This is a genomic window from Nocardia sp. NPDC006044, from assembly GCF_042871115.1.
In the GTDB taxonomy this organism is placed as follows: Bacteria; Actinomycetota; Actinomycetes; order Mycobacteriales; family Mycobacteriaceae; genus Nocardia.
On sequence record NZ_JBIAID010000008.1, the window covers coordinates 46,218 to 69,951 of the forward strand.

The 23,734-nt window shown below is 66.8% G+C and carries 25 protein-coding genes; 5 read left to right on the forward strand and 20 right to left on the reverse strand.

What is annotated here, in order from left to right; translation table 11 throughout:
* The first annotated feature begins 89 nt into the window (after positions 1–89).
* Complete coding sequence (locus tag ACFYO1_RS42110) at positions 90–761, forward strand: hypothetical protein (RefSeq protein WP_387244763.1); 672 nt, start codon at positions 90–92, stop codon at positions 759–761.
* A gap of 335 nt (positions 762–1,096) precedes the next feature.
* Here ACFYO1_RS42110 and argH read toward each other — a convergent pair whose 3' ends face one another.
* From argH to ACFYO1_RS42125, 3 genes are all read right to left on the reverse strand, one after another.
* Positions 1,097–2,518 (reverse strand): argininosuccinate lyase, encoded by a 1,422-nt coding sequence (argH, locus tag ACFYO1_RS42115; RefSeq protein ID WP_387244765.1) that lies wholly within the window; start codon positions 2,516–2,518, stop codon positions 1,097–1,099.
* Positions 2,515–3,438, reverse strand: coding sequence for an SAM-dependent methyltransferase (locus ACFYO1_RS42120; protein WP_387244768.1), 924 nt, complete (start codon positions 3,436–3,438; stop codon positions 2,515–2,517). Before ACFYO1_RS42120 ends, argH begins: the two co-directional genes overlap by 4 nt.
* Positions 3,439–3,598: 160 nt before the next feature.
* Positions 3,599–4,801: an argininosuccinate synthase gene (locus ACFYO1_RS42125; protein ID WP_387244771.1), complete on the reverse strand. Its 1,203-nt coding sequence runs from the start codon at positions 4,799–4,801 to the stop codon at positions 3,599–3,601.
* Between the two features lie 256 nt (positions 4,802–5,057).
* Between ACFYO1_RS42125 and ACFYO1_RS42130 the strand changes: the two genes are divergently transcribed.
* Positions 5,058–5,210, forward strand: a complete 153-nt coding sequence (locus ACFYO1_RS42130; RefSeq protein WP_387244774.1) for a hypothetical protein — start codon at positions 5,058–5,060, stop codon at positions 5,208–5,210.
* 6 nt (positions 5,211–5,216) lie between these two features.
* On the opposite strand, the gene ACFYO1_RS42135 is transcribed toward ACFYO1_RS42130, so the two are convergent.
* Genes ACFYO1_RS42135 through argC form a run of 6 tightly spaced genes read right to left on the reverse strand, consistent with a single transcriptional unit; the run spans position 5,217 to position 11,153 of the window.
* The gene (locus ACFYO1_RS42135) at positions 5,217–5,732 is read right to left on the reverse strand and encodes an arginine repressor (protein ID WP_387244777.1); all 516 of its coding nucleotides are present in this window, start codon (positions 5,730–5,732) and stop codon (positions 5,217–5,219) included.
* A gap of 28 nt (positions 5,733–5,760) precedes the next feature.
* Positions 5,761–6,717, reverse strand: a complete 957-nt coding sequence (argF, locus tag ACFYO1_RS42140; RefSeq protein ID WP_378721568.1) for an ornithine carbamoyltransferase — start codon at positions 6,715–6,717, stop codon at positions 5,761–5,763.
* On the reverse strand, positions 6,714–7,937 hold the full coding sequence (locus tag ACFYO1_RS42145) for an acetylornithine transaminase (RefSeq protein ID WP_387244780.1): 1,224 nt from the start codon (positions 7,935–7,937) through the stop codon (positions 6,714–6,716). Before ACFYO1_RS42145 ends, argF begins: the two co-directional genes overlap by 4 nt.
* The gene (gene argB, locus ACFYO1_RS42150; RefSeq protein ID WP_387244783.1) at positions 7,934–8,866 is read right to left on the reverse strand and encodes an acetylglutamate kinase; all 933 of its coding nucleotides are present in this window, start codon (positions 8,864–8,866) and stop codon (positions 7,934–7,936) included. The genes ACFYO1_RS42145 and argB overlap by 4 nt, the downstream gene beginning before the upstream one ends.
* Entirely contained in the window at positions 8,863–10,083 is a 1,221-nt protein-coding gene (argJ, locus tag ACFYO1_RS42155) for a bifunctional glutamate N-acetyltransferase/amino-acid acetyltransferase ArgJ (RefSeq protein ID WP_387244785.1), read from the reverse strand. Before argJ ends, argB begins: the two co-directional genes overlap by 4 nt.
* Positions 10,080–11,153: an N-acetyl-gamma-glutamyl-phosphate reductase gene (argC, locus tag ACFYO1_RS42160; RefSeq protein WP_387244789.1), complete on the reverse strand. Its 1,074-nt coding sequence runs from the start codon at positions 11,151–11,153 to the stop codon at positions 10,080–10,082. The genes argJ and argC overlap by 4 nt, the downstream gene beginning before the upstream one ends.
* A gap of 171 nt (positions 11,154–11,324) precedes the next feature.
* Between argC and ACFYO1_RS42165 the strand changes: the two genes are divergently transcribed.
* A complete protein-coding gene (locus ACFYO1_RS42165) occupies positions 11,325–11,795 on the forward strand; it encodes a DUF1877 family protein (protein WP_387244792.1) in 471 nt (156 codons plus the stop codon).
* A gap of 36 nt (positions 11,796–11,831) precedes the next feature.
* Here the strand turns inward: ACFYO1_RS42165 and ACFYO1_RS42170 are convergent, their stop codons facing one another.
* From ACFYO1_RS42170 to ACFYO1_RS42195, 6 genes are all read right to left on the reverse strand, one after another.
* Positions 11,832–12,383 carry a dihydrofolate reductase family protein gene (locus ACFYO1_RS42170; RefSeq protein WP_387244795.1) on the reverse strand — a complete coding sequence of 184 codons (552 nt, stop codon included), beginning with the start codon at positions 12,381–12,383 and terminating at the stop codon, positions 11,832–11,834.
* Positions 12,384–12,471: 88 nt separating this feature from the next.
* Positions 12,472–13,473 carry a hypothetical protein gene (locus ACFYO1_RS42175; protein WP_387244798.1) on the reverse strand — a complete coding sequence of 334 codons (1,002 nt, stop codon included), beginning with the start codon at positions 13,471–13,473 and terminating at the stop codon, positions 12,472–12,474.
* A 79-nt stretch (positions 13,474–13,552) separates the two neighbouring features.
* On the reverse strand, positions 13,553–14,236 hold the full coding sequence (locus ACFYO1_RS42180) for a hypothetical protein (protein WP_387244801.1): 684 nt from the start codon (positions 14,234–14,236) through the stop codon (positions 13,553–13,555).
* A gap of 4 nt (positions 14,237–14,240) precedes the next feature.
* The gene (locus tag ACFYO1_RS42185; RefSeq protein ID WP_387244804.1) at positions 14,241–15,164 is read right to left on the reverse strand and encodes an LGFP repeat-containing protein; all 924 of its coding nucleotides are present in this window, start codon (positions 15,162–15,164) and stop codon (positions 14,241–14,243) included.
* 214 nt (positions 15,165–15,378) lie between these two features.
* The gene (locus ACFYO1_RS42190) at positions 15,379–15,627 is read right to left on the reverse strand and encodes a hypothetical protein (RefSeq protein ID WP_387244807.1); all 249 of its coding nucleotides are present in this window, start codon (positions 15,625–15,627) and stop codon (positions 15,379–15,381) included.
* A gap of 429 nt (positions 15,628–16,056) precedes the next feature.
* A complete protein-coding gene (locus tag ACFYO1_RS42195) occupies positions 16,057–16,404 on the reverse strand; it encodes a thioredoxin family protein (RefSeq protein ID WP_387244810.1) in 348 nt (115 codons plus the stop codon).
* Between the two features lie 424 nt (positions 16,405–16,828).
* On the opposite strand from ACFYO1_RS42195, the gene ACFYO1_RS42200 reads away from it, so the two are divergent.
* Complete coding sequence (locus ACFYO1_RS42200) at positions 16,829–17,557, forward strand: 14-3-3 family protein (RefSeq protein WP_387244812.1); 729 nt, start codon at positions 16,829–16,831, stop codon at positions 17,555–17,557.
* Between the two features lie 106 nt (positions 17,558–17,663).
* On the opposite strand, the gene ACFYO1_RS42205 is transcribed toward ACFYO1_RS42200, so the two are convergent.
* From ACFYO1_RS42205 to ACFYO1_RS42225, 5 genes are all read right to left on the reverse strand, one after another.
* Positions 17,664–17,768, reverse strand: coding sequence for an integrase core domain-containing protein (locus ACFYO1_RS42205; protein ID WP_387245223.1), 105 nt, complete (start codon positions 17,766–17,768; stop codon positions 17,664–17,666).
* Between the two features lie 288 nt (positions 17,769–18,056).
* Positions 18,057–18,977, reverse strand: a complete 921-nt coding sequence (locus tag ACFYO1_RS42210; RefSeq protein WP_387244814.1) for an SMP-30/gluconolactonase/LRE family protein — start codon at positions 18,975–18,977, stop codon at positions 18,057–18,059.
* A 309-nt stretch (positions 18,978–19,286) separates the two neighbouring features.
* A complete protein-coding gene (locus tag ACFYO1_RS42215) occupies positions 19,287–20,570 on the reverse strand; it encodes an amidohydrolase (RefSeq protein WP_387244817.1) in 1,284 nt (427 codons plus the stop codon).
* 137 nt (positions 20,571–20,707) lie between these two features.
* Positions 20,708–22,312 (reverse strand): benzoylformate decarboxylase, encoded by a 1,605-nt coding sequence (mdlC, locus tag ACFYO1_RS42220; protein ID WP_387244820.1) that lies wholly within the window; start codon positions 22,310–22,312, stop codon positions 20,708–20,710.
* Between the two features lie 117 nt (positions 22,313–22,429).
* Positions 22,430–22,558 (reverse strand): hypothetical protein, encoded by a 129-nt coding sequence (locus ACFYO1_RS42225; protein ID WP_387244823.1) that lies wholly within the window; start codon positions 22,556–22,558, stop codon positions 22,430–22,432.
* Positions 22,559–23,090: 532 nt separating this feature from the next.
* Here ACFYO1_RS42225 and ACFYO1_RS42230 point away from each other — a divergent pair.
* A complete protein-coding gene (locus ACFYO1_RS42230) occupies positions 23,091–23,732 on the forward strand; it encodes a TetR family transcriptional regulator (protein WP_387244826.1) in 642 nt (213 codons plus the stop codon).
* Positions 23,733–23,734 lie beyond the last annotated feature (2 nt).

The following is a 23,734-nucleotide window of genomic DNA, read 5'->3' on the forward strand; positions in this document are numbered from 1 at the left end:
TGGCGCGCTGTCGGACAGGGAGCGGCCTGGGGGAACTGGGGATCGAGCCGTTGCTTCGACGACCGATGACAAAGAGTGGGGGATCGGTCATGGACGCGGTGGAATTCGGTGTCTACGCATGTGTGGGGCTCGCGGTCGTCGCGCCGGCCGCGCTTATCCTGGTGCCCATGCGCAATGACCAGCAGCGCCGGAATGCGCTGTGGGAGTGGACGACAGCCAACAACTGGACCTGCACGCAGAACGCGCACGCGAACTGGACTGCGCGGCTGCCCGGAGGCAGCAAAGGACAGCTCGGTCTGGCGATGACCGGTCAATTGGGTGGCCGATGGGTGACCGTGGCGGACTACAACTATCAGACGACGCGCACTACCTACGACTCGGAAAACAATCCATCGAAAAAGGTCACGACGCATAACTACAACGTCGTCGTCGTACACCTGGACCGGCCATACCCGCCGATCGCGGTCGTCCCCCGCGGCCCGCTCGCACAGCTCTCCCATGCGGTATTCGGCGACAAGCCCACCGCCACCGGCAACCCCGACTTCGACTCCCGCTACCGCATCCACACGAGCGAACCCGACTACGCCCGCTGGCTCATCGGCAAACCACTGATCGACGCCCACCTGTCCGGCGCAGCGCCGCACTGGAGCCTCAGCGGCCACGAACTACTCACCTACCGCGCAGGCCGCCTGCAATCCCCCGACGCCATCCCCGCCCTCGCCGCACCCCTGCTCCACATAGCGGACCTACTCCCCCGCTGAATCGGCAACATCCGCACTCCTGCTCAGATCACGCGAGCGCGTGTGCGTCCGCACGCGGTTCGGATGAGCGGCCGCGCCACCTGCGGAACCGCACGCCAAATGGGCACACGGCCCAACCACCCACGGAACCACACCGGGCGGGCGCACGGCACCACCACACGCGGTTCGGATGCGCGGCTCGGGCACCTGCGGAACCACACACCAGACGCGCACGCGGCCCAACCACCCACGGAACCGCACACCGGGCGGGCGCACGGCTCTGCCACCAGCGGATCCAGACGTGGCTCGGTCAGCGGGCCCGCACGGGGTGCTGATCTACACAGGGCTGCGCGAGGTCAGCCCAGCCAGCTACGGAGTTGGGTTGTGGTGGCGGCGATTTCGTCGAGCTGTACGGCGACCTGGGTGCCTGCGGTGCCGCCGCGGGCGTTGCGGGAGGCGATGGAGCCGTGCACGGTGAGGACCTCGCGCACCTTCGGGGTGAGCGCCGGGTCGATGGCGGCGAACTCCTCGTCGGTGAGTTCGTCGAGACCGACGCCACGCGATTCGGCGGCGCGGACACAGGCGCCGGCCGCCTCGTGCGCCACCCGGAACGGAACACCTTGGCGGACCAGCCATTCGGCGATATCGGTCGCGAGAGTGAAACCGGCGGGCGCGAGTTCGGCCATCCGATCGGTGTGGAAGGTCAGCGTGCCGACCAGACCCGCGATGGCGGGCAGCAACAGCTCCAGCTGCGCGACCGAGTCGAACAGCGGCTCCTTGTCCTCCTGCAGGTCACGGTTGTAGGCCAGCGGCTGCGCCTTCAGCGTGGCCAGTAGTCCGGTGAGGTTACCGATGAGCCGCCCCGCCTTGCCGCGGGTGAGTTCGGAGACGTCCGGGTTCTTCTTCTGCGGCATGATCGAGGACCCGGTGGACCAGGCGTCCGCGAGCGTGATGTATCCGAATTCCGGTGTGCTCCAGAGGATCACCTCTTCGGCCATACGGCTGAGATCGACCCCGATCATGGCGAGCACGAACGCGGCCTCGGCGGCGAAGTCGCGCGAGGAGGTGGCATCGATCGAATTCGCCGCGGCGGCATCGAAATCCAGCTCGGCGGCGATCGCCTCGGGATCGAGGCCGAGCGAGGAACCGGCCAGCGCGCCGGAACCGTACGGCGACACCGCCGCCCGCTTGTCGAAGTCGCGCAGCCGGTCGATATCGCGCAGCAGCGGATGCGCGTGCGCGAGCAGATGGTGCGCGAGCAGCACGGGCTGCGCGGCTTGCAGATGCGTCTTGCCCGGCATCACCGCGTCCGGATGCGCGCTGGCCTGCGCGACCAGCGCGTCGACCACGTCGAGCACACCGGCGGCGACCCGGCGCACGCCGTCGCGCAGCCACATCCGGAACAGCGTGGCCACCTGGTCGTTCCGGGATCGTCCGGCACGCAGCCGCCCGCCGAGTTCGGCGCCGACCCGTTCGATCAGCCCGCGTTCCAGCGCGCCGTGCACGTCCTCGTCGGACTCGGCGGGCGCGAACGCACCCGAATCCACGTCCGCGGCAAGCCGATCCAGCCCGGCGAGCATGCCGGCCAGGTCGCTCTCGGACAGCAGCCCGGCCTTGTGCAGCACGCGTGCGTGCGCCTTGGACGCGCGCACGTCGTACGGCGCCAGCACCCAGTCGAAGTGCGTCGACTTGCTCAGCGCCGCCATCGCCTCGGCCGGTCCGGACGCGAAGCGCCCGCCCCAGAGCGCCCCGGTGTTGGTGCTGCCGCTCTGCGTCATGGTGTGCTGTCTCCTCCGGGTCGGATTGCGGTCATCAGTAGGTGGGTGCGCATGTCGGCGGCGATGTCGTCGGGCACGTCGCGGCCGCGGTCGATCAGCACGGCGGCCGGGTCGGCGCGCACGACCGTCCAGCCTTGTTCGCCGAACCACTCGGCGGGATCGGTGCGCCCCTCGGCCGGATACCAGAGCGAGTCGACGTCGAGATCGATGTCCAGCGCGGCGCGCAGCCGGTTGCGATTGTCTTCCTGCTCTTGCCTATTCGACGTCAGGTTGCCCGGCGTCATATTGAGTGCCACCCGGCTTCCCGGCGCGCTCTGTGCCGCTAGGTGGGTCAGCAGCCGATCCTGCGCGTCCACCGGCAGGTAGCGCAGCAGTCCCTCGACCAGCCACGCGGTCGGCACGGCCGAGTCGAAACCCTGGTCGCGCAACGCCGCAGGCCAATCCTCGCGCAGATCCACCGCGACCTCGCGCCGATCGACCGCAGGCCCGGTGTCCTGCGCGGCCATCGCGGACGCCTTGAACTGCAACACTTTCGGCTGGTCCAGCTCGAAAATCGTGGTGCCGGAAGGCCAGTCGAGCCGGTACGCCCTGGCGTCGAGCCCGGCGGCCACGACGACGAACTGCCGGATGCCCGCCGCGGCCGCCGCCTCGACATAGTCGTCGAAGTAGCAGGTGCGGGCCACCAGCAGATCGCCGAGCGCCCCGTAGGAACGCGCCACGTCCTGGTCGATGTCGCCGACGTCGCGCTGACTCAGCCGTGTCCAAGCGGGCGATCCGACCGCCATCACCATCAGTTCGGCATATGGATCACGGAACAGCGCATCGGCGCGCCGGGTCTCTCCCGCACGCAACGCCGCGACACCGAGCGCCGTCGCGCCCACACTGCTCACGATGTCCCAGCTGTCGTCATCAGCCCGCATAGCAACGCAGCTCCTTCCGCCCGGCGCATCCCACCGGCCGCCTCCGACCCTACGACCGCTCGGGACCGCCCAGACCCACAGACACTGCACACGGTTCACAGTGGTTGCACTCTCTGTGAACCGTACGCATGGTCTGTGGGCTCCCCCAATGCACCAGCGCTTACTTCTGGTTCAGGTCCCGGCGCGCGGCGACCTTGGACGACAGGCCGTGGATCTGCACGAAGCCCTTGGCCAGCGACTGGTCGAAGGTGTCGCCCTCGTCGTAGGTGGCCAGGTTGAAGTCGTAGAGCGACTGCTCCGAGCGCCGGCCGTTGACCACCGCGTTGCCGCCGTGCAGCACCATCCGGATCTCGCCGGAGACGTGCTCCTGGGTCTCGCCGACGAACGCGTCCAGCGCCCGCTTGAGCGGGGAGAACCACAGGCCGTCGTACACCAGCTCGCCCCAGCGCTGCTCGACCTGCCGCTTGTACCGGCCCAGCTCGCGCTCGACGGTGACCGCCTCCAGCTCCTGGTGCGCGGTGATCAGCGCGATCGCGCCGGGCGCCTCGTAGATCTCCCGGCTCTTGATGCCGACGAGCCGGTCCTCGACCATGTCCAGACGGCCCACGCCCTGACGGCCGGCCCGGTGGTTCAGTTCGACGATCGCCTCGAGCACGCTGACCGGGCGGCCGTCGATGGCGACCGGAACGCCCTTGTCGAAGGTGATGATCAGTTCGTCGGGCGCCTCGAAGTTGACCGTCGCGTCGGCGGTGTAGTCGTAGACGTCCTTGGTCGGCGCGTTCCAGAGGTCCTCGAGGAAGCCGGTTTCCACCGCGCGTCCCCACACGTTCTGGTCGATGGAGAACGGCGACTTCTTGGTCACGTTGATCGGCAGCGAGTTCTCCTCGGCGAAGGCGATGGCCTTCTCCCGGGTCCAGGCGTAGTCGCGGACCGGGGCGATCACGTTCAGGTCCGGGGCGAGCGCGCCGATGCCGACCTCGAAGCGGACCTGGTCGTTGCCCTTGCCGGTGCAGCCGTGCGCGACGGTGCTGGCGCCGTGGAACTTGGCCGCCTCCACCAGGTGCTTGACGATGAGCGGGCGGCTGATCGCCGACACCAGCGGGTAGCGGCCCATGTACATGGCGTTGGCCTGGATGGTCGGCAGGCAGTAGTCGTTGGCGAACTCGTCGCGCGCGTCCACCACGATGGCCTCGACCGCGCCGCAGTCCAGCGCTCGCTGGCGCACCACGTTCATGTCCTCGCCGCCCTGGCCGAGGTCGATGGCCACGGCCACCACCTCGGAACCGGTCTCCTTGGCAATCCAGCTGATCGCCACGGAGGTGTCCAGCCCACCTGAGTAGGCGAGTACGACGCGTTCGGACATGGTCTGTGTGCTCCTTGTTTTCGATGCCTGCGTGCTCGAGTACGGACCGGCTTCCCGCCGCAGCGGCCCGCACGTCCTGCAAATGATTATGCACGATGATGCAAGCCCATTCACAACCGGGGTCCGGTGCGACCCGTCACAACCCCCGATCGTTCGCGAAAGTCACTGCCCATCAAGCGAATAACCCCCTTGGCGCGCCTTCTTCCGTGTGCGACCCTAAAGGCGGAATCGTCGAGCGGGTAGAAGGACGGACGCCATGCTGCACCTCATCGCGCAAGAATTCAGCACCCTCGGCAACGATGTCCTCAACATCGGCCGAGCCGTAGTCGACCTGGTCCAGGACATCATCAACGTGGCCACGCCGGGCAAAGGCCCAGGCGGCGGCGCCGGCCAATACCCGTTCTCCTGACCAGGGTCAGGCGATCTCCTCGATCTTCGCCGCCAATTCGGCGCCGGTCAGTGGTTCCCGCGCGATGACCGCAATGGTGTCGTCGCCCGCGATGGTGCCGACTATGTAGGGCAGGGCCGCGCGGTCCAGAGCGCTGGCCAGGTAGTGGGCGGCGCCGGGTGGGGTGCGCAGGACCGCGATGTTGCCGCTGTGGTCGGTGGAGACCAGGAGGTCGCCGAGCAGTTTGGCAAGGCGGTCGGTGCCGCCGATGACTCCGCGGATGGGGTTGCCGTCCTCGGGGACCACGTAGACGCCCGCGCCGCCGTCGGCGGCGCGCAGCTTCACCGCGCCGAGCTCGTCCAGATCACGCGAGAGCGTGGCCTGGGTGGTCTCGATGCCCTCGGCGGACAGCAGTGCGGCCAGCTCGGTCTGGCTGCGGACCGCGTGCGCGGTCAGCAGTTCGACGATGCGGGACTGCCGGCCGGCGCGGGTGCGCGCGATCTCCGGCCCGGCCTTCCCCTGCTCCGGATGCACCACACTCACGCCGGCACCTCACATCGGTCGCACTCCATCACGACAAACCACCATTTCGCTTGGCCAGCAACCACACCAGCAGCGCCTTCTGCGCGTGCAACCGATTCTCCGCCTCGTCCCATACGACGCTGTGCGGACCGTCCAGAACCTCGTCGGTGACCTCCTCGCCGCGATGGGCGGGCAGGCAGTGCAGCACGACGGCGTCCGGTTGCGCGTGCGCGAGCAGCTCGGCGTTCACCTGGAACGGACGGAACGGCCCGACCCGGTCGAGACCGTCGTTCTCCTGACCCATCGAGGTCCAGGTATCGGTCACCAGCGCGTCCGCGCCGTCGGCCGCGGCGATCGGGTCACCGGTCAGCGTGATGGTCGCGCCGGTGTCGGCGGCCCGCTTGCGGGCGGCCTCCAGGATCCACGGCAGCGGCTCGAAACCCGCAGGCGCGGCGATGGTGACGTTCAAACCCGCGGTCACGCCACCCAGGAGCAGCGAGTGCGCCATGTTGTTCGCGCCGTCACCGAAGTAGGTGAGGTTGCGCCCGGCCAGGTTCCCCTTGCGCTCGACCAGCGTCTGCAAGTCGGCAAGCACCTGGCACGGGTGGAACTCGTTGGACAGCGCGTTCACCACGGGAACCGTTGCGGTCAAGGACATTTCGTCCAGCCGGGATTGCTCGAAGGTGCGCCACACGATCGCGTCCACATAGCGCGACAGCACCGTGCCGGTGTCGCCGAGGGTCTCCTCGCGGCCGAGCTGGGTGTCGCGCCCGTCCACCACCACCGCGTGCCCGCCGAGCTGAGCGATGCCCACCTCGAAGGAGAACCGGGTGCGGGTGGAGTTCTTCTCGAAGATCACCCCGACGCCGCGCGGCCCTTCCAGCGGACGCCGGGAGAACGGCGCCTGCTTGAGTTCCGCCGCGAGGGTGAGGATTTCGGCCTGCTCGGCCGGGCTCACATCGTCGTCGCGGAGGAAGTGCCGTACCGCGTGCTGTGCTGAAGTCATTGCGCCGCAGCCTCCTTCGCATCTAGGGTCGCCGCGTCCAGGATTCCCGGCAGATCGGCGACGAAGTTGTCGGCCTGGGTTTCGGTGATGATGAGCGGCGGCGCGAGCCGGATCACGTTGGGCTTGGCCGGATTCACCAGATAGCCTGCCGCCCGGGCGCGCGCCTCGACGTGCGCGGACGCGTCCTCGGTGAGCACGACGCCGAGCAGCAGCCCGGCCCCGCGCACGTGATCGATCAGCGGATGCTCCAGCAGTTCGATGCCGTCGGCGAGCCGCTTGCCGACCGACTCGACATGCGCGAGCAGATCCTCGTCGTCGATGGTGCGCAGCACCGCGAGCGCGGCCGCCGCGCACACCGGGTTGCCGCCGAAGGTGGTGCCGTGCAGGCCCGGGGTGAGCAGTTCGGCGGCCCGGCCGGTGGCCAGCACCGCGCCGATCGGCAGCCCGCCGCCGAGCCCCTTGGCCAGGGTGATCACGTCGGGCACGATGCCGACGGCCTGGTGCGCGTAGAACTTTCCGGTCCGGCCGATGCCGGTCTGCACCTCATCGAGGATCAGCAGCGCGCCATGCCTGCTGGTGATCTCGCGCGCCTTGGCCAGGTAATCGATCGGAGGGACGACGACGCCGCTCTCGCCCATCATCGGCTCCAGGAACACCGCGGCGGTGTCCTCGTCCACCACGGCCTCCAGCGCGGCCGCGTCACCGTAGGGGACGTGCACGACGCCGGCCGGCATCGGCTCGAACGGCGTGCGCTTGGCCGCCTGCCCGGTGAGCGCGAGGGCGCCCATGGTCCGGCCGTGGAACGCCTCCTCGCAGGCGACGATCTTGCGCCGACCGGTCAGCCGCGCGATCTTGAACGCGGCCTCGTTGGCCTCGGTGCCCGAGTTGCAGAAGAACGCGCGGCCGCTGTGGCCCGCCGCCGAGGAACCGTCGCCGAAGTGCGCGAGCAGCCGCTCGGCCAGGTCGACGGTCGGCTGGTTGATGTAGAGGTTCGAGGTGTGCCCGAGGGTGCCGAGTTGCTCGGTGACCGCGGCCAGAATGGCCGGGTGCGCGTGGCCGAGACTGTTGACCGCGATGCCGCCGAGGAAGTCGACGTAGCGGTTGCCGTCCGCGTCGTAGACCACCGCGCCGGCGCCGCGCACCAGCGCGAGCTTCGGGGTGCCGTAGTTGTTCATCATCGCGGCGCTCCACCGCGTCTGAAGGTCTTGGTCTGTACTCATTTTTTCGTTCCGTCCAGCGAGCCAACCCCATTCGAGGACGGGGCGGGCGTCACCATCGTTCCGATTCCTTCTCCGGTGAACAGTTCCAGCAGCACGGCGTGCGGCACGCGACCGTCGATGACGTGCGCGGTCGGCACCCCGGCTTGCACAGCGCGCAGGCAGGCCTCCATCTTGGGCACCATGCCCGCGTCCAGGCGGGGCAGCAACTCGGCCAGCGCCGCGGTATCGATGCGGGTGATCAGCGAGGTGCGGTCGGGCCAGTCGGTGTAGAGGCCCTCGACATCGGTCAGCACCACCAGTTTTTCGGCGCCGATGCCCTGGGCCAACGCGGCCGCCGCGGTATCGGCGTTGATGTTGTGCACGACGCCGTCCGCGTCCGGCGCGATGGTGGACACCACCGGGATGCGGCCCGCGCCGATCAGGTCGAGCACCGCGTCCGGGTTCACCGAGGTGACGTCGCCGACCAGGCCGATGTCGGTCGGTACGCCGTCCACCTCGACGGTGCGGCGGGTGGCGGTGAACAGGTTCGCGTCCTCGCCGGAGATGCCGACCGCGTACGGGCCGTGCGCGTTGATCAGCCCGACCAGCTCGCGCCCGACCTGGCCGAACAGCACCATCCGCACGACATCCATCACCTCCGGGGTGGTCACCCGGAAGCCGCCGCGGAATTCACCTTCCAGGCCGAGCTTTTTCAGCATCGCGCTGATCTGCGGGCCACCGCCGTGCACCACCACCGGGTGCACGCCGACCGTACGCAAGAAGGCCATGTCGGCGGCGAAGGCGCGTTCGAGTTCCGGGTCGACCATGGCGTTGCCGCCGAACTTCACCACCACGATCTTGTCCCGGAACTTCTGCAACCAGGGCAGCGCGTCGGCCAGGACGTGCGCCTTGTCCAGCGCCGAGAGTTCGTGGTGGAGTTGGCCGGTCATGAGCTGTAGGCCGAATTCTCTTCGACGTAGCCGTGCGAGAGGTCGGTGGTGCGGATGGTGGCCTGCGCGTCACCGACATTCAGGTCGATGCGGACCTCGATGTCCATCCCGGACAGATCGACATCGCGGGCGCCCGGCGCACCGACGCCGTCGACGCAGACCGGACTTCCGTTGAACGACACCGAGATCCGATTCGGGTCCAGGGTGACCGGGGCCATGCCGACCGCGGCGAGCACCCGGCCCCAGTTCGGGTCGGAGCCGAACAGCGCCGTCTTCACCAGGCTGTCGCGCGCGACGGTGCGGGCGGCGGCTACCGCCTCTTCTTCGCTCACCGCGCCGGTGACCGTCACCAGCACCCGCTTGGTGACGCCCTCGGCATCCGACATCAGTTGCGCGGCAAGGTCGTCGCAGACCGCGAGCACGGCGGCGTCGAGGTCGGCCTGGCTCGGGGTGACCTCGCTCGCACCGTTGGCGAGCAGCAGCACGGTGTCGTTCGTCGAGCACGAGCCGTCGACGTCGAGCCGGTCGAAGGTGCGGCCGGTCGCGTTGCGCAGGGCCTGATCCAGTTGGTCGGCGGTGACGGCGGCGTCGGTGGTCAGCACCACGAGCATGGTGGCCAGCGAGGGGGCCAGCATGCCCGCGCCCTTGGCCATGCCGCCGACGTTCCACTTGTCCCGGTGGTGGAACGCGGCCTCCTTCGGCACCGTGTCGGTGGTCATGATGGCGTGGGCCGCGTCCAGACCACCGGAGAGGCCGCCGCCCATCTCGTGCACGATCTCGGTGATCGCGGGCACCAGTTTGTCCATCGGCAGGCGGTCGCCGATCAGACCGGTCGAGCAGACGGCGATCTCGCCGGCGCCGGTCTCGGAACCCCAATTGCTCAGCGCGGCAGCGAGTTCCTCGGCGGTCCGGTGCGTGTCCTGGAAACCGGCCGGACCGGTACACGCGTTGGCGCCGCCGGAGTTGAGGATCACCGCGCGCAGGCGGCCGCCGGAGAGCACCTGCTGCGACCACAGCACCGGGGCGGCCTTCACCTTGTTGCGGGTGAACACACCCGCGGCCGCGTAGTCCGGGCCTTCGTTGAAAACCAGGGCCAGGTCGGGCTTTCCGCTCGCCTTGATGCCCGCGGCGATGCCGGCCGCGCGGAAACCGAGCGGGCCGGTCACGCCCTGGTTCCGCACCAGCTTGCCGGTCTCGATCGATGCGGATGTCGTCACGGTGCCACTCCTACGGTGGAAAGTCCTGCGGTCTCGTCGAATCCGACGGCCAGGTTCATGGATTGCACCGCGGCGCCCGCGGTGCCCTTGGTCAAGTTGTCGATCGCGCCGATCACCACGAGCAGGCCCGCGTCGGCGTCCACCGCCACCTGCAAGGTGACGGCGTTGGAACCGAGCACCGAGCCGGTCTGCGGCAGTACGCCTTCCGGCAGCAGATGCACGAAAGGTTCTTCGGCGTAAGCCTTTTCATAGACAGCGCGGGCTTGCGCGGCGTCCACCGAGGTCGGCGCCGTGCAGGTCGCCAGGATGCCGCGCGGCATCGGCGCGAGCACCGGCGTGAACGACACGGCGACGTCGAGACCGCCCGCCGCGGAGAGGTTCTGGGTGATTTCCGGGGTATGCCGGTGGGCGCCCGCGATGCCATAGGCCCGCGCCGAACCCATCACCTCGGAACCGAGCAGCCCGACATCGAGCTTGCGGCCGGCCCCCGAGGTTCCGCTCACCGCGACGACATTCACCCGCGGTTCGATGATGCCCGCCGCGACGGCGGGCGCGAGCGCGAGGCTGGCCACGGTCGGATAGCAGCCGGGTACCGCGATGCGGCTCGCGCCGCGCAGCTTCTCCCGGCCGCCGGGCAGCTCGGGCAGGCCGTACGGCCAGCTGCCCGCGTGCTCGCTCCCGTAGTACTTCTCCCACGCCGCGGCGTCGGTGAGCCGGAAGTCCGCGCCGCAATCGATGATCACGGTCGATTCTGGTAGCTGCTGCGCGATCGCCGCGGACTGCCCGTGCGGCAGTCCGAGAAACACCACGTCGTGCCCGGCCAACTCCGCCGCGCTGGTCGGCGCGAGCACCCGGTCGGCGAGGGGCAGCAGATGCGGCTGCAACTCCCCGAGCAGGCTCCCGGCGTTCGCGCCCGCGGTCAGCGCCCCGAGTTCGAGGCGCCCGGCTCGATACGCCGGATGCCCCAGCAGCAGCCGCAACACTTCCCCGCCCGCGTACCCACTCGCCCCGGCCACCGCAACCCGCAACGCAGGCCCGTCCGGCTCCGGCGCGTGCACCGAATCAACCATGTGATGATTATGCACGACCATGCAAGCTCATTCACCACGAGGGGTAGTGAGGTACCCCCCGATGCTACGGAGCGGTGCGGGTGAACCGGTCGATCAGGTGACCGGCTTGTCGGACCTCACCGCTACTCTGCACCGAAAGGCAGTGCAAGAGACGGCGATCGGGGTTGGCAGATGGGCATGGTGGTCTCGTTCACTCGGGTGACGAGCGCGGAGTTGGTACGGATCAAGGCCGCTCCGCAGGACGCGACCGACATCATCGATGCCCGCTCGAAAACCCGCAACGAACCCGACGGTTATATCGACAAAGCCTGGGGCGGCCTCGAGTACCTGTTCGAACACGCCGGCATCGGCGTCGACCTGTTCGCCGACGGCGAGTTGATCGACGAGGACCGGATGCTCTACGCCTGGTCCGCCGACCTGGTCAGCGCCACCGCCGACCAACTACGCGCGACCCCGTTCGCCGAGCTGGCCGAATACTTCGACGCCGATGACATGGACGACTCCGACGTCTACCCGAACATCTGGGTCCGCGACGGCGACGAACTCGGTCTGGGGTACCTGCGCCTCAACTACGCCGAACTGACCCGCTTCTTCGAGTTCGCCGCCAAGTCCCGGTCCGCCGCGATCATGACCTTCGGCTAGCCGGACCACCTTTCACCAGAGCGGTTTTCACCGAACTCAGTCGACGAGATAGCGATGCAGCGTCACGGCGTTGAAGTGCTTCGTCTCGGCCAATCGGAGGTTGATGCGCTTGTCCAGGGCAGGGAAGAACGGGGTGCCGCCGCCGAGCACTACGGGCGCGAGGAACATCTGATACTCGTCGATGAGCCCGTGCGGCATCAGCGAGGCCCCGAGGCTCGCGCCGCCGACCTCCATAACGCCGTCGCCGCCCGCCTTGAGCCTGCGCACCTCCTCTACCGCGTTCTCCCTGACCAGGGTGCTGTTCCAGTGAACCTCGGTGAGCGTCCGGGAGAACACGACCTTCGGTTTCTCCGTCCAGAGTCCGGCGAACTCACGCTGAATGGGCGGCGCGTCCGCCGGCACGTGCGGCCAGTACTCGGCCATCAGTTCATACAGGCGACGGCCGTGCAGCGAGAGCTCGAGCGAGCGATAGCGATCATTGTGGAACTGGTGCAGTTCGTCATCAGGGTCGGACCAGTCAATACTGCCGTCGCGATCGTTGATGTAGCCGTCCAGGGACACGGTGAACCCGTAGATCAGTTTCCTCATGATCAGGCAGACCTCCTACGCGCGCGAAACTCATCGGCGGACACCAGTGACAGTGGCAGATGCACGGCTTCGCCACCTACCCGTTACGTCATCTGGCTGCTCGAACAGGCGGGCAGTCGATTTCGGTCGCCGATTCCGCGATTCCGCTTATGCCCATTTCCCTGAGCCGGGCGATTTCACCGGCGGCGAACTGATGCGGGCTGTGGAGTGTAGTGCTGAGGCCGCCTAATCCTCCGGTGGATAGCTGGGTTTCGCTGCGCAGCTCGGTGTCGGTCGGGATGCGGATGTCGAGGGTGTAGCAGCGGTGCTGACCGTTGTGGCGCAGTGTGAGCTCTGCGACGTTGCCATCCTTCCACGCGAGTGACAGCGGCTGGATTTCGGTGGCGATCACGCCGCGACGTGTGACGTCTTCGGCGAGCGCGTCGAAGCATTGAGATATTTCGACGGCACCGGGTGGCGGGCTGATATCAATATCCCAATACCGGCCGCGCGATTCCGTGCGCGGCTGGTAGAAATCCGCGAAGCGCTCGTTCCTGTAGACGGTTTCGGCGCAAGCGCCGTTTCGGTCGATGGCCGATACGAGCAGCCCCCGGTAACGAATCCGGTGTGACACCCAGTCGAAATCGGCAGGAACCGTCAGAACGTCGCCCTGGTTGTCGAGGAAGAATACGAAGAACCAATGTGGCGCGGCTTGCGCTGATTCGGCGTCCGGATCCTCCCGGAGATAGAATCGTTTGACGTGCGGAAAAAGAACGTCGAGCCAGGTGACGGCCTCCGCATAACTCACCTCGGCACCGGATGATCCCACCCCATCGGCATCGGATGCCGCCGAGACGAGCAAACTCAGCATGTGCACCGGCCCGGTGGCGGCGAATGTGCCATCGTCCTCGACCCGTCGGCTGCCGACCTCGGCGACGATGCCGACGCTCGGGTCATCGCAGGACTGCCCGCGTATGGTCCGCGTGACACGTTCCACATCCTCGCCGGACAGACGGGCGAGGTCGGCAGCCACCGCGGCAGCCTCATCGGTCAACCGCAGTGCCAGTTTCTCTCGCAACCTGTCGATCGCAAGCTCCGGTCGTCTGCTCATCAGTTGATTTTATGCCCGGCCGCTGCCAGGTGATCTACGAATGTGGTCATGTCCGCGCCGGACCGGCTTGTGCTGCTGCTCATTTGATCCCCCTGCCCTTGGCTCCCTTGTCCAGGGCCGCGGTCACCCAGAGGTCGCAACGGAGCTTGGCCGCCGCGCCGTAGTCGCAGTAGACGGTCTGCAGACCGAGGGGATCTCCCGCCGGCATGCCGCCCTTCGGCTCGCGCTCCGCGCCACCCTCGGTGGACGCCGCCCGCACGGGCACGCTTATCTTGTTCGCGCAGGCCTCCGGGTCGTGGGAACCCTTGGGGCATTCCGTGCCGCCGTTGGCGTAGGCCAAGAAATTCCAGCCGAAACCCCAATCGTCAGTTTTGGTCGTTACATTCGACGAGGGGGCCGCCAGCACGAATTTGACCGCCCGCAAGGCCGTGGCTCGATCATAGCCATCCTGTGGGCGTCCGATGTAGTGCCGATTCTGAACTTTGTCGAGTCCGAATCCGAATCCATTGGCAGCCTCTAGTACCGGATTACCCTGGGACGATTTGGGGACACAATAGAAGCCTCGCCGGATGAACACCTCGCCGGCCGTCGGATTGTCGTAAGAACCCAGTTTCTCCGAACTGTCGTAGCCGGGAAAAATCGGATCCGCCGCGGTGCCCGTGCAGTCGTCCACATCGGCCTGAGCGGCAGGAATGTTATCCGACACAGTGGGGAACGTCATCAACACCAGGGCGATAATCGCGATGAAAGATGACAACGGCATGCTCTTAGTACGACGCCGTATAATAATCATACGTCTCACCCCTGTCGATGTAGATGATCGAGCCATTCTGGAAGCCTTGCCCTACTCCATTATTGGATTGCGGGAGCGAGACCGCTTCGACCGCCGTGGTCGGGTAGCCGAACTTTCCGCTTTCGAATCCGAACTGGGCGAAGACAGCCAGCACGCTGGGAGGTACTCGCCAAGCACCGATCACGGGATACCAATAGATAGCGGAGCCGTCCTCGAAGTTCGCGACATGTCCGGTGCCGTCGGCGGCGACCTGCTCGTCACCGAGCGGGAGACCCATCTCGCCGTCCTCTCGCCCGAACGAGGCCCATCGATCTCGGACCGCGCCGAACAGCAGGCGCGACCCGGTCTGACCGGACCAGGTGATCGTCCCGTTCTCGAAGTTGTTGTACCGGCCGTTGTTTTTCTTCGCCGATAGTTCGTCGGTGGTCGGGTACCCGAGCGGGCCGCCCTCGGCCCCTACCGAGTTCCACTTGTCTCGGATCGCGCCGCCGATGGCGTAGGCCTCGTTGAGATGCCAGTAGATTCCCGCACCCTGGAATTCCTGGCGGCGTCCGCCGTTCGCGCTGGGAATCTCGTCGGTCGTCGGATAGCCCAGCGGGCCGGACTCCCAGCCTTGCCGTTGCCAAGCGGCGAAGAAGTGATTGACCACCGGGTGCGCGCCCCCGGCTGGAGACCAGTAGATCGGACCGTTCTGGAATGTGGAACGCTTCCCGAATCCGTCGGGATTGGACAGTTCGTTGCTGGTGGGCCACAGCAGAAACGAGTTCGGGCCGCCGAGCTCGTTGTACTTGTCGCGGATGGCCCCGCAGACCTCATACGGCGCAGGCCAATAGACCTGACAGCCCGGCGTCGCCAGCGCCGCCCGCTGCTGGTTGCGCCCCGCAACCGCGGCCTCCATCGTCTCCGCCCTGTCGGCTTGCTCTTTGGTGAATCCGCCCGGAATTTGCTGGCAATCCGAACGCATCCGGCCCGGGACCACCGCGGACTGGGGATCGCGAGTCGGCTCCCATTTCTCCGGAGAACGAGAGTTCGAACCCGGAGCGCACACCGGACGCGTCGGCGTGGTGGCCGGAGCCCGGGTAGTGCTCGGCGCCGGAGTGGCAGTGGTCGATTTAGCCGGAGCCGGCGTGGTAGGTGAAGGTGATTGCGGCGCAACAGATGTCGACGTTGCCGCCGTGCTCGGTGCAGGACCGGTGGAGGTCGCCGAGGGTGTGCTCGATGCGTGACTCGACGACGGGGGCGAAGGCGAGTTCGAAGGCGGACCTGCAGTCGCGATCTGTGCCCCCGTCGCGATCATCAGCATGCCGACACCAATCACGCTGGCCTTGAGTGGAATTCGTCTTCCTGATCGACGCCGCCACGGCATAGATATAGATGAACGACTCACCCTGCCCCCCTACTTTGAGATTGCCAGTTTATAGCTGGTCTGAAATCAGGATGGCAGACGAAATCGTTGTTGTCAGTAACGAAGCCTGGGGAATCCAACTGGGGACGAACGAGTGCCTGCTCGGTATCCGCCTTGGAACCGCCGGCTGAACGCCATCGCCGACCGTGACATGGCGCGCCCTTCCCGGCTCCTGGGACCAGAACCGTAAACCTGGCGACGCTGCGGAGGATCTTCACGCACTAGATGCGTGTCTTGCGTCAAGTCGGCGGCAGGGTGCGGTGCCGAGTTCGGTTGTCGGATCGGGTCCTGACAACGTCTGGTATCGCCGAAGAGCGCGCGAACTTCGGGTTCGCACGCCCTCTGGGCTGATTCTGACTATCGGTGCTGAGGACCTTGAGAAGTCCTAGACCAACTTCAGGATCTCAGCCTCCGAAGGCGCGCCAGTCAACCGCGGCCACTGCGCATAGATGTCTCCGATGTCTCCGCTCCCATCGCTGTTTTGTGTCCCGCCGAATGGCAGCAGAGATGGAATGGTCAGGATCTGGAACCGCTCAACGAGGTCAGGTTCTTCGTCGGTGTTGACCCGGTACACGACGAGTTCGTCGTGCTCGTCGGCGATCTTGTTGAGCGTAGGTGCCAGCTGCTTCGACGGACCGGCCCAATCTGCGTCGAATATCACCAGCACAGGCTTCTCACTGTTTGCGATCACGCTGTCGAACGCACCGGTCGTCAACTTTCTGATTTCTGCCATGTCCTGCCTCCTGCTCGCTCTGAATCGCCTCTGTTCCAGCGCCATGCGCGAGAACGACTCTCAGCCAACCACATCCGGCGCTGACCCGATCTCATAAGCGCGGGCAACAGCATGTTCCGACGGGCAGGCGGCCATCCGATGCAAGCGCACTCATCTGCCGCATGGCGCGCGGTCCGGCCGGGCCGCGCGGTACGCCGGAAGATCAACAGTCCGAGATCATCTGGGTTGCCGAACACACCCTTAACTACTGACGTTCGCCGATCACGCGTATCGGGCCCGTGCCCGGTTGATCAGCGGCGTTGCGTCGCGGATTACCCAGTGCCGAAACGATATTGGCCGTGTTGGTGCGCCAGCGCTGTCATACTCGCCCGTGCACGGACTGTGATCTTGAAATCTGCGACGACGATCGAAAGAGGAGTGTGCCATGGCCGGAAACCACTATGAGCAGACGCTGTACCAGGCGAAACTCAGCGAGATCGCGCACAGGTATGACGACATGGCCGACGAACTCGCTGTTGTCGCCGAGCTGGCCCGCAAGAACAAGACCGCGCTCACCGAAGACCAACTGCACCTGTTCATCCGCGCCTACGATGCCCAGATCGAGACCCGGCGAACGAGTCTGCAAGAACTGCGGCCGATCCGGCAGAAACTCCTGGACCAGAAATCTGACCTGGCATCCGTCGCTGCGGAGAAGATCGGCGTGATCGAAAAGGAACTGCGAGGAGTATGCGACAAGACCCTGAAGGCTCTCGAGACCATGCCTTCCCCTGAGACGAGCATCGAAGCCAAAGTCCTTTTCCTGACATGGCAAGCGGACTGCTGGCGGTGCAAGGCCGAACTCGCCACCAACGCGGACGACACCGAAGCCGCCGACAATGCTCGAAAGAGCTACGACAACGCCATGCGCGAGGCGGACAGTCTCTCCGTCACCGACTCTGCCCGGCTCCGTGCAGCGCTGGGCTATTCGGTCTTCCTGCACGACATCGTCGGAGACACCGAGGCGGCATCTCGTGCAGCCAAGAACGCCTTCGATGAAGCGACCTCCGAGATGGACCACCTCGACGAAGACCAGTACAAGCAGTCCACCCGGGTGATGCAACTACTCAGGGACAACCTGACAGCCTGGACGGCGCCCGGCCAAGGCGGCCTGTAGCAAAGCCTGATCCCGTTTGCCCCTCTCACCGAGATCGGCGAGGGGCAAACGGTAGACCAACCTCCGGATCCGGCAACGCGCGATAATAGCCGCATATCGCGTGTTCTCAGTCGGATTGGTCCTGGAGGTAGGCGATCTTGGGGGTCCGGTCTCCGAGTGCTTGATGAGGTCGGAGGGTGTTGTAGATGACGCGGAATCGGTGGACCTCCATGTCCAACGCGTCACCGTCGGCGATCACACCGCGCTACGCCGTCACACCAGTGGTCACCCGGTGGCGGCGCGAGGATCCATCGCGTTGACTGCCGGCAGTCCAGCCGGGCGGAAAACTAGTTCGGTACTGCCGTGCCGCAACCAAGCCGGTGCAGTGACGTCGAGATTCGCGACCAGTCACGAACGACGTGCTGCCCAAATTCGCGACCATGCGGTGTCCGAATCGCGATCAAAGCCATCGGTTCCATATCCGAAGAACTATGTCGAGGGCGGCGCCGAACATGCTGGGTCATTCCGGCAGTTGGGTGATCGCCAGTGCTTTGCCTACCACGCTGCTCAGGTAGAGGGTGCGGTGGTGTTCGACGACGCCGGTGATCTTGGCGTAGTCGTCGCCGGCGCGCTGGAGGTCGTGGACGAGGGTGCCGGTGACGTCGTATGCCTGCACCCATGCGGTCTGGGCAGCGTGGGGCCGCGCGGATCGTGGGAGCGCCCGGAGCAAGCGGCGGAAGATGCCGGGGCGGGGGAGCAGGAAATCCAGTAGTCGGCTTCGCGGTGCGACGAGGGCGACCCAGAGCAGTCCGTCGGAGCCCACGCTCAGGTTGTAGGGCAGGCCAGCAAGGTTGTCGACCAGGTAGTCGCAGGTGCCCTGCTTGGGCCCGGTGAGCCAGTAGCGGGTGATGCGGTAGCCCGCCGATTCGGCGACCAGCACGCAGGACTGGTCCGGGGTAACGAGCACCCCGCTGGCGAATTTCAGCTCGTCGAGCAGTGTTTCGACCGTGCCGTCGGGTGTGCGGCGGAACAGTCGGCCGGTGTGCGAGCCCTCGAAGTAGTCGGCCATGTGCTGTTCGAACGGGTAGCGGGTGGTGGAGGAGGAGAAGTAGATGGTTCCGTCGGGGACTTGCCAGACGCCGCTGGTGATCGATAGTGGCTGCCCGTCGACTTGACCGACCAGGACCTCGACGGTGCCGTGTGGTTTGTCCAGGCGCAGTAGCCCCCGCTCGGTGTGGCAGACCAGCAGTGAGCCGTCGGGGTTGGCGAACAAGCCCAGCAGCCGCCCGCCGGTCTCGCCGATCTTCTCGACCCTGCCGTCGGCGGGATCGACCGCGAAGACCGAACCGTCGGCGGCACCGGTGACCAGTCTGCCGTCCGGTGCGAGCACCACATGTTCTGCGCCGGGGCTGGGCAGGGCAAGAAGTCGTAGCGCGGGCATGGGAGGCGTGCTTTGTTTTTCGCTGGCACGCGGTGGAGTCGGCGGCGGGGTCCATCGGATGGCTTGGAAAGACATGACGATCCTTTCACGTGCGGTTGGTGCGGAAAAATCATGTGAATGACTATGCGGCACAACCGCATCGTTGCGGGGGCGCGGATATCGCCAAAGCTCACCGACGTGTCACGGATCCGATCTGGTCAGCGATGCTCGTGTTCCTGCCCGGCATGCTGTGCGCGGTCTGGGGTGTACAGCCGGATCCGTTCCCAGACCGCGAACACAGTGACTGCCTTGCGTGTTCGGGGTCGGTGCTCAGTGGCCGAGCCAGGTGAGGGCGGCGGTGGTCATGGCCTTCACACCGACGGTGATCGCCGGTTCGACCACCGGCGCGTAGTACGGGGTGTGTGTCGCGGGGATCTTGGTCGGGTCGATGCGCCCGGCGGCGAAGGCGGACCGGAACGTGTCGGGGTCGGCTGCGGCATCGCCGAACAGCTTCGGGTCCAGGGCGCCGAAATGCCAGTAGCACAGCGGTGCCTCGGCCGCGGTCGCGAAGTGGCCGGCGTCTTCGCTGCCGGGCTGGGGTCCCGGATCCAGCACCGGTATCCCGAGCGTGTCGCGGAATGCTGCTGCGGTGCGGGCGATGGCGTCGGGGTCGTTGACCAGGACGGGGAAGGTGTCGATCACCGAGATCTCGGGCTCGGTGGGCGCCCCCGCCGCGGCGGCCTCGGCTTTGATGATGCGCTCGACCGCGGCCAGGACCTTCTCGCGGACCTCGGGGGTGAAGGTGCGGATGTTGACCTTGAGTTCGACCTCGTCGGGGATGATGCTGTCCTTGCTGCCGCCGTGGATCGCACCGACGGTGACCACCGCGGCGTCGGTGGCGGCGATCTCGCGCGAGACGACCGTTTGCAGGCGCGTGATCGTCGCGGCCGCCATCACTACCGGGTCGACCGTGAGCTGCGGCATGGCGCCGTGCCCGCCGCGCCCGCGCAGCACCCCGCCGCGCCCGCGCAGCACCACCCGCCAGGCATCGGTTGCCGCTTCCGCGGTGCCGGGGTGCATGCCCACCATCCCCACCGGGCCCGGGGCGGAGTGCTGGGCGAGCACGATGTCAGGGGTGCCGAACCGGTCGAAGAAGTTGTCATCGATCATGGCCTGAGCACCCTGGCCGGTCTCCTCGGCGGGCTGGAACACCGCAATCACCTTGCCCGACCAGGTGTTCCGCGATTCGGCCAGCAGGTGCAGCCCGCCGAGCAGGCAGGTGGCGTGCATATCATGACCGCAGGCGTGCATCACTCCCTTGTGCACCGACGTGTACGGTAGACCGGTCGCCTCCTCGATCGGGAGCGCGTCGAAGTCCGCGCGCAGCAGCACCGTCGGGCCGGGGCCGTTGTCCAGCACGGCCACCACGCCGGTGCCGCCGACACCGGTGGTCACCTCATAGGCGCCCAGTGCCTTGACCTCGCGGGCCACGGCCTCGGCGGTGCGGTGCTCCTGCGACGACAGCTCCGGGTGCTGGTGCACGTCACGGTAGAAATCCGCCAGATTCGGTAGTAGCGGATCCAGTGCATCGAAGTTCGGGGCGGTCTTCGTCATTGCTGTCATCCTTTCTACGGGCGGACTCACCGAATGGGACACCGGCGAACCCGAGGGGTGCACAGAGTCGGAAACGAGGCGCGTGAACCACATTCGGCCGTCCGCGGCGACGAGAACGTCTCAGGGGTGCGGAGGTGTCACGCCGGTCCGGTTGTGGTGGTGGGGACGGCGATGAGGGTCGGGCGATTGTGGTGGGTGAGGGCGGTTTTGAGCAGTTCGGCCAGGTGATCGGTGCCGGTGGCCTGGTGGGCGTCGATGCCGTAGCCGGTGGCGATGGCGGTGATGTCGAGGGCGGGCAGGTCCAATCCCGGCACGCCGGAGGTGTGTTCGATGCCGCCGAATTGTTTGAGGATGCCGTATTCGTGGTTGACGGGCACGACGATGGTGAGCGGGATGTTGTGTTGGGCGGCGGTCCACAGGGCGGGAACCGAGTATTGGATCGAGCCGTCGCCGATGGCCGCGATGACCGGGCGTTCGGGTGCGGCCAGTTGCGCTCCCACGGCGGCGGCCAGCCCGAATCCGAGTCCGCCACCGGCGGCGAACAGGTGGGGAAACCGTTGGCTGGAGCGGATATTGGCGGCGATGGCGGTTTCGTTGCTGCCGGATTCGCTGACCCACAGGGCCTCGTCGGGAGCCACCCGGCCGACGGTGCCCCACAGGGTTTCCGGCCGCACCGGTGTAACGGCCGGTGCCACGGCCGCCGGTTGCGGGCGCGCGGGCGGGGCGGGCCGGTCGGTGACGGTGATGTGGTCGAGCAGGGCCAGGGCCGCGGCGCGGATATCGGTGACGTAGGCCTCGCCCATCGGGGCGCGGGCGGCTTCGTCGGGGTCGCTGGTGAAGTGAACGAGTTCGGCACCGGCGGGCAGGTAAGGGCCGGGAATCATCGGATAGTAGCGAAACACCGGAGTACCGATCGCCAGGATCAAGTCGTGCCCCGACAGTGCCTCGGCCACCCAGCCGCGACCGGGAGGCAGCATGCCGCGATAGCTCGGGTGATTCATGGGGAAGCCCGGCGTTCCGGTAAGAGGAGCAGACCACACCACCGCGCCGATACGCTCGGCCAGCGCGACCATCGCCTCGCGCGCCCCGCAGCGTTCCACATCGCCGCCCACGACCAGCACCGGCGAGTGCGCCGCGTCGATCCGCGCCGCGATCGGCGCGGCCAACTCGGCGGGAAATCCCCCGGCGTGCACCACTTTCCGGTCGCGCACCGCCGCGATCTCGGCCAGCTGATCGTCGGTGAGCTCCACGTCCATGTCGTCCATCGGCAGTGAGACGAACACCGGCCCGAACGGCGGGGTGGTGGCCAGGTGGATCGCGTGGGCCAGCACCGCGGGCACCTCGCTGGCCAACGCCGGTTCGGCCGCCCACTTCACGAACGGTTTCGGCACAATCGTCGCATCGACGTTGGTCAGCAGATTGTTCTGATTCTGCATCACGCGCCGCTGGTTACCAGCGGTCACGATCAGCGGCGACTTGTTGAGGTAGGCGTTGTACAGCGCGCCTTGGGCGTTGCCCATCCCCGGGGCGGTGTGCAGGTTGACCAACGCGGGCCGCCCGGTGATCTGGGCGTAGGCGTCGGCCATGCCGACCGGGACTATCTCCTGCAGACCCAGGATATAGCGCATGTCATCCGGAAAGTCTTGCAGCAGCGACAATTCCGACGAGCCGGGGTTGCCGAACCACGTCGTCAAACCATGCGCCCGGAACAGATCGAGGGCCGCTTCTCGTACGGTGGTCATATCGCCTCCTGAGGAATCGTTGGAGAGAAATAGGGCTTCTCGCCCCGCCCGGCGAGTGGTGAGGGTGCTTCCGACACCTGTCGATGTGCGGCGGCACAGGACTCGGTCAGGGGTGCTTCAGTGGCCGGCGGCGCCGAGCCAGGCTCCTGGAACGACAGCTCCGGGGTGCTCGTGCAGATCCCGATAGAAATCGGTCAGGCTCGGCAGCCGCGAATCCAGGACATCGAAGGTTGTCGTGGTCGTCATCATCGGTCCTCTCGGTGGGCCGATCCACCGGCACCGCACCGGCGAACCGAACAGCCTGTCTCAAAGTGACCATCAAAGGTAGGTTAGCCGTAGTCGCTGACCCTACCTACGGATTGTGAGCAGGGACACCGAAGCGACCCTCGAGTGCGGACCACAGATCGGCTTCAAGCGGTGAAGCGCACCGCCTGGCCGATTCCGCATACGACAGCCGCAGGCGACTGAACGGCCGCTACTTGCAGCACGGACGCGATTTGACAAGGGGTTCCGACCCTTGATGGGCGGATTCCCAGGGCGTGGCGGGCCACACCCGCCTGCAAGCACGGCCAGTGGCCGTGTCGACCGAGTTACCTTCGCTCTCGAATGTGCCCGACTGAATTATACTGACGTCAGATCGACGCAAAGAGACAATCAATAGCCGATCCGATACCCGGCTCCGCCACACAGGCGTCAGCGCTGGACCGGTACGCGAGACTCGCGTGCCTACAGTGAAGACGTCGCACAGGACGAACGAACGGACCGTAGCAATTTCATGGTGCTGACAGCAGAACAGGCGAAAGCCAAGGCGATGGTGCGCCGCGCCATCGTCGACGCGGCGCTGGATCTATTCGAACAACAAGGCTTCGACCAGGTCACCGTGCAGCAGATCGCCGACGCCGCCGGGGTGACCCGACGCACCGTCCACCGCCACTTTCCCGCCAAAGCCGCGGTGATCCACGGCTACGACGACGATCTGACCAATCAGATCCTGGCTGTGCTGCGCGACCGCCCCGCCACCGAATCGGTGCTCACCGCGAGCCGGGCCGTGGTGTGGGAGTTGCTCTACGGCAAAGGCGAACTCGTCATGACCGCACATCAACTCGACACCCTGCGCCGAGTCCGCCGCCTGATGATCGCCAATCCCGAACTCCAGCAAGGAAACTGGCCCCAAGCGCTGCGGCGGCGCCAGGAGATGGCCGCCGAATTCGCCCACCGCAGCGGCCTGCCGGTGACCGACCTGCGCGTCCAACTGGCCGCGGCCACCTGGAACACCGCCGCGCTGCTGGCCATGGACCTCTGGGCCGCCGACACCGACACCGGCCTGACCGGCTTGGCCCACAACTTCGACGCCGTCCTGACCGGGCTGACAGACGGACTCGACGTACCCGCCGCACCCGCGGTGCCGGTCGACGAGTGACT

Bases quoted from the DNA above. Each gene is read 5' to 3' on its own strand.
- ACFYO1_RS42110 (WP_387244763.1), top strand. From the start codon at position 90: ATGGACGCGGTGGAATTCGGTGTCTACGCATGTGTGGGGCTCGCGGTC.
- argH (WP_387244765.1), bottom strand. From the start codon at position 2,518: ATGACGCAGAGCGGCAGCACCAACACCGGGGCGCTCTGGGGCGGGCGC.
- ACFYO1_RS42120 (WP_387244768.1), bottom strand. From the start codon at position 3,438: ATGCGGGCTGATGACGACAGCTGGGACATCGTGAGCAGTGTGGGCGCG.
- ACFYO1_RS42125 (WP_387244771.1), bottom strand. From the start codon at position 4,801: ATGTCCGAACGCGTCGTACTCGCCTACTCAGGTGGGCTGGACACCTCC.
- ACFYO1_RS42130 (WP_387244774.1), top strand. From the start codon at position 5,058: ATGCTGCACCTCATCGCGCAAGAATTCAGCACCCTCGGCAACGATGTC.
- argF (WP_378721568.1), bottom strand. From the start codon at position 6,717: ATGACTTCAGCACAGCACGCGGTACGGCACTTCCTCCGCGACGACGAT.
- ACFYO1_RS42145 (WP_387244780.1), bottom strand. From the start codon at position 7,937: ATGAGTACAGACCAAGACCTTCAGACGCGGTGGAGCGCCGCGATGATG.
- argB (WP_387244783.1), bottom strand. From the start codon at position 8,866: ATGACCGGCCAACTCCACCACGAACTCTCGGCGCTGGACAAGGCGCAC.
- argC (WP_387244789.1), bottom strand. From the start codon at position 11,153: ATGGTTGATTCGGTGCACGCGCCGGAGCCGGACGGGCCTGCGTTGCGG.
- ACFYO1_RS42165 (WP_387244792.1), top strand. From the start codon at position 11,325: ATGGGCATGGTGGTCTCGTTCACTCGGGTGACGAGCGCGGAGTTGGTA.
- ACFYO1_RS42170 (WP_387244795.1), bottom strand. From the start codon at position 12,383: ATGAGGAAACTGATCTACGGGTTCACCGTGTCCCTGGACGGCTACATC.
- ACFYO1_RS42175 (WP_387244798.1), bottom strand. From the start codon at position 13,473: ATGAGCAGACGACCGGAGCTTGCGATCGACAGGTTGCGAGAGAAACTG.
- ACFYO1_RS42180 (WP_387244801.1), bottom strand. From the start codon at position 14,236: ATGCCGTTGTCATCTTTCATCGCGATTATCGCCCTGGTGTTGATGACG.
- ACFYO1_RS42185 (WP_387244804.1), bottom strand. From the start codon at position 15,164: ATGGAGGCCGCGGTTGCGGGGCGCAACCAGCAGCGGGCGGCGCTGGCG.
- ACFYO1_RS42195 (WP_387244810.1), bottom strand. From the start codon at position 16,404: ATGGCAGAAATCAGAAAGTTGACGACCGGTGCGTTCGACAGCGTGATC.
- ACFYO1_RS42200 (WP_387244812.1), top strand. From the start codon at position 16,829: ATGGCCGGAAACCACTATGAGCAGACGCTGTACCAGGCGAAACTCAGC.
- ACFYO1_RS42205 (WP_387245223.1), bottom strand. From the start codon at position 17,768: ATGGAGGTCCACCGATTCCGCGTCATCTACAACACCCTCCGACCTCAT.
- ACFYO1_RS42210 (WP_387244814.1), bottom strand. From the start codon at position 18,977: ATGCCCGCGCTACGACTTCTTGCCCTGCCCAGCCCCGGCGCAGAACAT.
- ACFYO1_RS42215 (WP_387244817.1), bottom strand. From the start codon at position 20,570: ATGACGAAGACCGCCCCGAACTTCGATGCACTGGATCCGCTACTACCG.
- mdlC (WP_387244820.1), bottom strand. From the start codon at position 22,312: ATGACCACCGTACGAGAAGCGGCCCTCGATCTGTTCCGGGCGCATGGT.
- ACFYO1_RS42225 (WP_387244823.1), bottom strand. From the start codon at position 22,558: ATGACGACCACGACAACCTTCGATGTCCTGGATTCGCGGCTGCCGAGC.